8 protein-coding genes and 2 pseudogenes are annotated in these 8,441 nt (G+C 73.5%); 9 read left to right on the top strand and 1 reads right to left on the bottom strand.

What is annotated here, in order from left to right; genetic code table 11:
- The 7 genes and pseudogenes from GTR02_RS17220 to GTR02_RS17250 all read left to right on the top strand — a co-directional run.
- A pseudogene (locus GTR02_RS17220) lies at positions 1–239 on the top strand (erythritol/L-threitol dehydrogenase); the annotation flags it as partial.
- A gap of 143 nt (positions 240–382) precedes the next feature.
- Positions 383–1,801 (top strand): ABC transporter substrate-binding protein, encoded by a 1,419-nt coding sequence (locus GTR02_RS17225; RefSeq protein WP_166608718.1) that lies wholly within the window; start codon positions 383–385, stop codon positions 1,799–1,801.
- Entirely contained in the window at positions 1,801–2,757 is a 957-nt protein-coding gene (locus GTR02_RS17230; RefSeq protein ID WP_166608719.1) for a carbohydrate ABC transporter permease, read from the top strand. The genes GTR02_RS17225 and GTR02_RS17230 overlap by 1 nt, the downstream gene beginning before the upstream one ends.
- Position 2,758: 1 nt before the next feature.
- Positions 2,759–3,625, top strand: coding sequence for an ABC transporter permease subunit (locus GTR02_RS17235; protein WP_166608720.1), 867 nt, complete (start codon positions 2,759–2,761; stop codon positions 3,623–3,625).
- Positions 3,625–4,764 carry an ABC transporter ATP-binding protein gene (locus tag GTR02_RS17240; RefSeq protein ID WP_166608721.1) on the top strand — a complete coding sequence of 380 codons (1,140 nt, stop codon included), beginning with the start codon at positions 3,625–3,627 and terminating at the stop codon, positions 4,762–4,764. The genes GTR02_RS17235 and GTR02_RS17240 overlap by 1 nt, the downstream gene beginning before the upstream one ends.
- Positions 4,761–5,885: an ATP-binding cassette domain-containing protein gene (locus tag GTR02_RS17245; protein WP_166608722.1), complete on the top strand. Its 1,125-nt coding sequence runs from the start codon at positions 4,761–4,763 to the stop codon at positions 5,883–5,885. Before GTR02_RS17240 ends, GTR02_RS17245 begins: the two co-directional genes overlap by 4 nt.
- Positions 5,798–6,838: a phosphotransferase gene (locus tag GTR02_RS17250; protein ID WP_166608723.1), complete on the top strand. Its 1,041-nt coding sequence runs from the start codon at positions 5,798–5,800 to the stop codon at positions 6,836–6,838. Before GTR02_RS17245 ends, GTR02_RS17250 begins: the two co-directional genes overlap by 88 nt.
- 13 nt (positions 6,839–6,851) lie before the next feature.
- Here GTR02_RS17250 and GTR02_RS24630 read toward each other — a convergent pair whose 3' ends face one another.
- Positions 6,852–7,238, bottom strand: coding sequence for a hypothetical protein (locus GTR02_RS24630; protein WP_166608724.1), 387 nt, complete (start codon positions 7,236–7,238; stop codon positions 6,852–6,854).
- A gap of 171 nt (positions 7,239–7,409) precedes the next feature.
- Between GTR02_RS24630 and GTR02_RS24635 the strand changes: the two genes are divergently transcribed.
- Positions 7,410–8,090, top strand: coding sequence for a response regulator (locus GTR02_RS24635; protein WP_338073889.1), 681 nt, complete (start codon positions 7,410–7,412; stop codon positions 8,088–8,090).
- 5 nt (positions 8,091–8,095) lie between these two features.
- Positions 8,096–8,441, top strand: a pseudogene (locus GTR02_RS17265) (hypothetical protein); the annotation flags it as partial.

Raw genomic sequence — 8,441 nt, forward strand, 5'->3', positions numbered from 1 at the left:
GCGTGTTCAAGGACCCGGTGAGCGTGGACTGGTCGATCATCTCCGACGACAAGGAGCTGAACGTCCTGGGGGCGCACCTGGGGCAGAACACGTGGCCCGCGGCGCTGCGGATGATCGCCTCGGGCCGGCTCCCGCTGGAGGAGATCTGCTCCCACCAGCTGCCGCTGGAGGAGTTCCAGAAGGGTCTGGACCTCGTGGCCGACAGCGCGAACTCCGTGAAGGTCTCCCTCCTGCCCTGAGGCCGGCGGGCCGCCCGCCGGTACAGGTCCTCGACACCCGGACCTCCCGCCCGCACGCCGGGCACCCTCCGGGGCGGCCGCCGGCCGCCCCGGTGACCCGTCACGTCCCCCTCCCGTCCCTCTGCACCGCAACGGAGCCCAGCATGAGCGAGCAGTCCCGTCCCCTGCCCCTGAGCCGCCGCACCGCCCTCGCGGCGCTCGGCGGAGCCGCGGCCGTCCCCCTCCTGTCCGCCTGCGGCGTCGGCACGGGCGGGGGCGGCGACGCCGCCGCCACGGCCAACGGGGCCGCCGAGGTCACCGGCTCCTTCGACTGGAAGGCGCTGAGCGGGGAGAGCATCAAGATCCTGCAGACCCCGCACCCCTACCAGCAGGCGTTCCAGCCCCTGCTGAAGGAGTTCACCGAGCTGACCGGCATCGAGGTGCAGGCCGACCTCGTCGCGGAGGCCGACTACTTCACCAAGCTCAACACCGAGCTCGCCGGCCGGACCGGCGCGCACGACGTCTTCATGACGGGCGCCTACTTCATCTGGCAGTACGGTCCCCCCGGCTGGATGGAGGACCTCGCGCCCTGGATCCAGAACTCCGCGGCGACGAGCGACGAGTACGACTTCGAGGACATCTACGAGGGCCTGCGCACCTCGACGCGCTGGGACTTCGAGAAGGGAAGCGCGCTCGGCACGGGCGGTCAGTGGGCGATCCCGTGGGGCTTCGAGACGAACGTCGTGGCCTACAACAAGCGCGTCTTCGACCAGCGCGGCATCGCCCTGCCGGAGACGTTCGACGACTTCATCCAGGTCGCCACCGACCTGACCGACCGGGCCAACAACACCTACGGCGTCGCCTTCCGCGGCTCCAAGTCGTGGGCGACCATCCACCCCGGCTTCATGACCCAGTTCACGCGCGAGGGCGGCCAGGACTACACCGCGGAGGGGACCACCTACACCGCCGCGATGAACTCCGACGCCGCCGTCGAGTTCACCCGCAAGTGGGTCGACCTGGCGAAGAACGCCGGCCCGACCTCGTGGACCACCTACGACTACCCGCAGTGCACGGGCGACCTGGGCAACGGCAACGCCATGATGGTCTACGACGCGGACAGCGCCACGTACCCGAAGAACAAGGCCGGGGCGAGCAAGGAGGCCGGCAACCTCGCCTGGTACCCCGGCCCCGCGGGCCCCGACGGCAGCTACGCGACCAACCTCTGGACGTGGTCGCTCGCCATGAACGCCGCGTCGAAGAAGAAGCAGGCCGCCTGGCTGTTCATCCAGTGGGCCACGGGCAAGGACGCCATGAACAAGGCGACCGCGTCGACCTTCGCGGACCCGACCCGGGCGTCGGTCTTCGACGGCTCGTTCAAGCAGACCCTCGGCGGCTTCCCGGGCTACCTGGAGACCTTCGAGAAGGTCATCGACTCCACCAAGATCCAGTTCACGCCGCAGACGAAGTTCTTCGAGACCACCGAGGACTGGGCGGTCGCGCTGCAGGACATCTACTCGGGCGCCGACGCCAAGTCCCGCCTCGACGAGCTCGCCCAGGCCAACACGACGAAGATCAACGCCTGATGACCACCACCGTCGGGGGCCGGCGGCCCACGGAGGAGACGCCGCCGGGCGGGGCGCGCGCGGGTGCCCCGCCCCGGATCCCGGACTGGCGCCGCAAGGCGCGCCCGTACCTGCTGTCGGTCCCGGCCGTCCTGCTGATCATCGGCATCCTGTACGCCTTCTTCTACGGCGTCTACTACACGGTGCTCGACTACGCGGCGACCAACCCCGACCCGCAGTTCGTCGGTGTCGCCAACTACCGCGAGGTGCTGGGCGACCCGCTCTTCTGGCGCAGCGCCGGCACCACGCTGCTCTACGCCGTGCTCGCCACGGGGGCCGAGACCGTCCTCGGGGTCGCGATCGCGCTCCTGCTGAACCGCTCGAGCCTGATCGGCAAGACCTTCGAGCGGCTGCTGATCCTGCCGCTCATGATCGCGCCCGTGATCGCGGGCGTCATCTGGAAGCTCATGTTCAACCCGCAGTTCGGCGTGCTCAACCACGTCTTCGGGCTCGGCTCGACGTTCGACTGGCTGAGCCGGGACCGGGCGCTCTTCTCGGTCGTCCTCGTCGACGTGTGGATCTACACGCCGTTCGTCGCGATCCTCGTGCTGGCGGGCATCCGCTCGCTGCCGCAGGAGCCGTTCGAGGCGTCCGACGTCGACGGGGCGAGCTGGTTCTACATGTTCCGCCGGCTCATGCTGCCGATGATGTGGCCCTACATCCTGGTGGCGGTGATCTTCCGCTTCATGGACTGCCTCAAGGTCTTCGACTCCGTCTACGTGCTGACGCAGGGCGGCCCGGGCGTCACCACCACGACGCTGCAGATCAGCGCCTTCCAGGACTCGATCACCAACCTCAACTACTCCCGCGGCAGCACCTACATGTTCCTGCTGTGGATCATCGTGTTCATCACGGCCCGCTACCTCGTCGGGGTGCTGGGCAAGGCGCAGCGCCGTGCTGCCGGGGCGGGGGTGTGACGTGGCCAAGGAGCTGAAGCCCGGCCAGCGGCGCGTGACGGCCGGGTCGGTGGTCGCCGACCTGATGATCGTCGCGTGGTTCGTCTTCTCGCTGTTCCCCCTGCTGTGGATGCTGCTGCTCGCGCTCAAGAACGACGCCGACCAGACGTCGACCTACTTCGCGTTCAGCCCCACGTTCGACAACTTCGTCACCGTCCTGTCCCAGCGCGGGCAGGACCTGACCAGCGTCGACTTCGGCCAGGCCATGTGGACGAGCGTCCTCAACTGCGTCGGGGCCGTGCTCGTCTCCCTCGTGGTCGGGGTCCCGGCCGCCTACGCCGCGGGGCGCTGGAAGTACCGCGGCTCCGAGAACCTCATGTTCCAGATGCTGTCCTTCCGGTTCGCCCCGGAGCTCATGGTCATCGTGCCGCTGTTCGTCATCTACAACACCCTCGGCATCTTCGACACCAAGGTCGGCATGGTGTGGGTGCTCCAGCTCGTGACGATGCCGCTCGTGGTGTGGATCCTGCGGTCCTACTTCCAGGACCTGTCCCCCGAGCTCGAGCAGGCCGCCCTGCTCGACGGCTACACGCGCATCCGGGCCTTCCTCACGGTCGCCCTGCCGCTCGTGCGGCCGGGGATCGCGGCGTCGGCCCTGCTCGCCTTCATCTTCGCCTGGAACAACTACGTCTTCCCGCTGATCCTCACCGACTCCGCCGCGACGACCGTGACCGTGGCCGTGACGAAGTTCCTCGGCGGCGGCGGCCAGGCGTACTACAACCTCACCGCGGCGGCGGCGCTCCTCGGCGCGCTGCCCCCGCTCGTCCTCGCCCTGACCATCCAGCGCTACCTGGTCCGGGGCCTGTCGTTCGGGGCGGTGAAGGCCTGATGGCCACCGTGGAGCTCACCGGGCTGTCCAAGGCCTACGGCGACGTCCAGGCGATCACCGGTCTCGACCTGGCCATCGGCGACGGGGAGTTCTTCGTCGTCCTGGGGCCGTCGGGGGCGGGCAAGACGACGACGCTCAAGAGCGTCGCCGGCCTCGTCGAGGTCGACGACGGTGACGTGGTGATCGCCGGCCGGTCGATGCGGGGTGTGGAGCCCTACCACCGCAACGTCGCCATGGCGTTCGAGAGCTACGCCCTGTACCCGCAGAAGACCGTGTTCGACAACCTGGCCTCGCCGCTGCGCTCGGGGCGGACCGGGAGGTACTCCGCGGCCGACCAGCAGCAGCGCATCGACGCCGTGACCACCACCCTCGGCATCAACCACCTGCTCAGGCGCTTCCCGCGGGAGCTGTCCAACGGGCAGCGCCAGCGCGTCGCGCTCGGCCGGGTCCTCGTCCGGCCCGCGGACGTCTACCTGCTCGACGAGCCGCTGTCCCACCTCGACGCGAAGCTGCGGGCGCAGATGCGCGCCGAGCTGAAGCAGCTGGGGGAGATGTCGAGGACCACGTCCCTGTACGTGACCCACGACTACCAGGAGGCGCTGGCGCTGGGGGACCGGATCGCGGTCCTGCGCGCGGGCCGGCTCGTCCAGGTCGGCACGCCCCACGAGATCTGGCGCACGCCGGTCGACTCCTTCGTGGCCAAGGCCCTGGGGCAGCCGGAGATCAACCTGCTGGAGGCCGAGGTGGCCGACGGCCGCCTGCGGGCCGCCGGGGGTGCCGTCGACCTGCCGGCCCCGCGGCACCTCGACCTCGCGGGCGGGCGCGCCCGGCTCGGGTTCCGCCCGCGCGACCTCGGCCTGCTGCGGGCGGGGAGCACCGCGCCCGTCGGCGACGTGGTCCTGCGCGGCCGCGTCGGGCTGGCGGAGCGGCTCGGCCGGCTCATGGAGTTCTCCGTCGACGTCGGCGGCCACGACGTCATCGTCGTGGCGGACAGCGACGCCGGGGCCAGGGAGGGCGACGTGGTCGACCTCCACGTCCCGCTCACCGACGTCCACGTCTTCGCCGCCGGCCCGGCCGGGGAGGACACCGTCCGCCTCGGCGGTGCGGCGGTCCGCGAACCGGCCCAGGAGCGCTCGTGACCACGACCCCCACCTCCGCGACGACCCCGTCGACGACGACCGCCAAGAGCCTCGTCCTGCGGGACCTGCACAAGAACTACGTGGCCCGCGGTCGCGAGTCGTTCCACGCCGTTAAGGGCATCGACCTCGACATCCGCCCGGGCGAGCTGGTCGCGCTGCTCGGCCCGTCGGGCTGCGGCAAGACGACGACCCTGCGGATGATCGCGGGGCTGGAGACCGTGACGTCCGGCGACATCCGCATCGGCGACCGGTCGATCGCGGACCTGCCCCCCGGTCGGCGGGACATCGGGGTGGGTTTCGAGAGCTACGCCCTGTACCCGCCGCTGAACGTGCGCGAGAACCTCGCGTACGGGCTGAAGGCGCGCGGGGCGAAGGACGCCGACGCGCGGGTGCGGGCGATGGCGGAGCGGCTGGAGATGACCGAGCTCCTCGACCTCCGGCCGGCGGCGCTGTCGAGCGGCCAGAAGCAGCGCGTGGCCCTCGCGCGGGCGCTGATCCGCAACCCGCCGGTGCTGCTGCTCGACGAGCCGCTGTCGCACCTCGACGCCGCGCAGCGCCAGCGCGTGCGGCGCGAGCTGAAGGTGCTGCAGCGCGAGTTCGGGTACACGACCATCGTCATCACGCACGACCAGCTCGAGGCGCTGAGCCTCGCGGACCGGCTGGCCGTCATGGACGCCGGGGTCATCCAGCAGTTCGGGACGGCGGACGAGATCTTCGACGACCCGGCGAACCTGTTCGTGGCGGACTTCGTCGGGGAGCCGAAGATCAACCTCCTGGAGGGCGTGGTCGACGAGGACGGCACGGTGCGCGTCGGCCGCGACGGCCGGCTGCGCAGCGCCGCCCGCTCGATCCGGCCGGGTCAGGCGGTGACGGTCGGGCTGCGGCCCCAGGACAGCCACCTCGCGGCCGACGGGGAACCGTCGGTGCCCGCGGAGGTCGTCGTGTTCGAGGACCTCCTGGAGTTCGGCCTCGGCACGGTGCGCGTCGAGGGCCTGGACTCCTCGCTGGTGGTCCAGACCCCCGCCGACGTGCGGTGGCGGCGCGGGGACGTCGTCCGGCTGTCCGCCCCGCCGCAGCGCGTGCACCTGTTCGACCCCGCGACAGGGGCGAGGGTCCGCTGACGCCCGCGGACGGGCGCCCACCCGACGCCGACCTCGCAGCCGTCGGGGACCTCCTGCGGGAGGTCCTCGGCGCCGGCGTCCCGATCGCCGTCGAACGGACGGCCGACGGCGTCTCGACGCCGGTCTACCGCGTCCGCCGCGGGGCGCAGACGACGTACCTGCGCCTCGCCGAGGAGGCGCACCACGACCTCGGCGCGGACGCCGAGCTGCACCGGCGGCTGCGCGGGCTCGGCGTCCGGGTCCCCGGCGTCCTGCACGTGCGGGCCTCCGACGCGCGCGTGGGGCGATCGGTGCTGCTGACCACCGAGGTGCCCGGGGTCTCCCTCGCCGAGGTGCGCGACCGGGCCGTCGCGGCGCGCGTCGTCGCCGACGCGGGGGCGGACCTGGCGGTGCTGAACGGCGTCGCCGTCGACGGCTTCGGCTTCGTCCGCCGCGAGGGCGCCCGGTGGCCGCTGCAGGCGGAGCACCCGACGCACGCCGCCTTCGTCGTGGAGCACCTCCCGGACCCCTGGCCGGGTCCGCTCGCCGGGCTCTTCGACGTCGCCCGGCTCGACCGGCTGGCGCAGCTGGTGTCCGAGGAGCGGGCGCGGGCCCTGCCGTCGGCGGTGCTGGCGCACGGCGACGCCGACGTCACCCCGGTGTTCTGCCGCGACGGCCGGTACACCGGGCTCATCGACCTGGGCGAGGCCCGCGGGGCCGAGGCCGCGTTCGACCTCGGGCACTTCCTGCTGCACGACGGGGAGACGCTGCCCTGGCCCCTGCTGCCCGACCTGCTGCGCGGGTACGCGAGCGTCCGGCCGCCGCCGGCGGCGGAGCAGGTGCACCGCAGCGCCGTCCTGCTGGGCCTGCGCCAGCTGTGCCGCTGGCTGGGGCCGCCTCGCTCGCGGCCGCTCGACCACCCCGCCGTTCTCGACCGCGCGCGGCGGCTGCGGGCGCTCCTCGCGGGTGCCTGAGCGGGTCGGGGCGCTACCGGCGCAGGACGAGGACCGCGACGACGGCGGTGGCGAGCACCTGCGAGGCGGCCACGACGACCAGGGCGGGCGGGACGTCGGCGGCGAAGAACGCCGGCAGCGCGGTGAGGGCGGCGACGACGAGCGTCAGGACCGCGGTGCGGGCCGCCGCGCGGCTCCCGGAGCGCCAGGTCACGACGACGGCGGCGAGCGCGACCACGCCGAGCGCGGCACCGGCCCACAGCACCACCGGGGGCGGTCCGGACTCACCGGGAGCCGCGTCCGGGGTGACGAAGGGACCGGCCAGGTTGGCGAGGGCCAGCAGGGCGCCCAGGGCCAGGCCCACCTTCCTCGCCGTCGTGGGTGTCGCACCGGGCGCGACCGCCGGGCTCGTGCTGACCACGGGAACCACCTCCGTCCACCAGGGCCCACCCGTGCGGCGGGCCGTGCCGACAGCGTGACGTCCGCGGACCCCCGGGGACACGGGGTCCCGCCCGGGGGAGCCGGGAGGGTCTCCCGGGTCGACCGGGCGGCACCCCTCCCGGACGGCCGCGGGGGAGGCCATGATCGGCGGGTGGTGGGACCGACGGCGCCGGGGCGGCCCGCCCGCGCGGCCGTGCGGGTGCTCATCGCGGACGACCACCCCGTGGTCCGCCGGGGGATGGGGGCGCTGCTGAGCTCCCTCGACGGCATCGACCTGGTCGGTGAGGCGGCGACGGGAGCGGAGGCCGTCCGGGAGGCGCAGCTGCTCCGGCCCGACGTCGTGGTGATGGACGTGCAGATGCCCACCATGGACGGGGTGGAGGCCACGCGCCGGCTGCGCGCCGCCGTCCCCGGGGTCGCCGTCCTCGTCGTGACCATGTTCGAGGACGACGAGACGGTCGCCGCCGCCGTCCGGGCCGGCGCGCGGGGCTACCTGCTGAAGGGCGCCGGGCAGGAGGAGATCCGCACCGCCGTGCTGGCCGTCGCGGCGGGCCAGCTCGTCGTCGGCCCGCAGGTCGCCGCCCGGCTCCTCGACCACCTCGGGCACCCCGCGTCCACGGTGCTCGGCGCCCTGACCTCCCGCGAGCGCGACGTCCTGGACCTGCTCGCGCGCGGGCACGGCACCGCGGCCGTCGCCGCGGCGCTGGGCCTGGCGCCCAAGACCGTCGGCAACCACGTCTCGGCGGTCCTCGGCAAGCTCGGCGTCGGCTCGCGGGCGGACGCCGTGGCCCTCGCCCGGCGCGAGGGGCTGGGGTGGACCGGCCCGCCGTGAGCGCGGTGCCCGGCAGGGACGGCACTGGCAGCGACGGTGCCGACGGCAGCGACGGCACGGGCGGCAGCGACGGCACGGGCGACAGGGCCGGCACGAGCGGTGGGGACGGCACGGGGGCGCGGCTGGCGCGCCGGGGCCCGGTGCTCGCCGCGGTCGCGGCGGTCGCGCTGGTGGGGGTGCAGGTCGGGCCGGCCGTGACGGGGGCCGGAGTCCCGCCGGGCGTCCTGGGCGCGTGGCAGCTCGTCGTGGGGTCGGCGTGCGCGGTCAGCGGTGCGGCCGCGCTGCGGCGGTCGGTGCGGGCCGGGAGCCTCCTGACGGCCGGCGGGTTCCTGCTGCTGCTGTCGCCGGCCG

It is taken from the genome of Kineococcus siccus (assembly GCF_009906795.1).
Lineage (GTDB): Bacteria > Actinomycetota > Actinomycetes > Actinomycetales > Kineococcaceae > Kineococcus > Kineococcus siccus.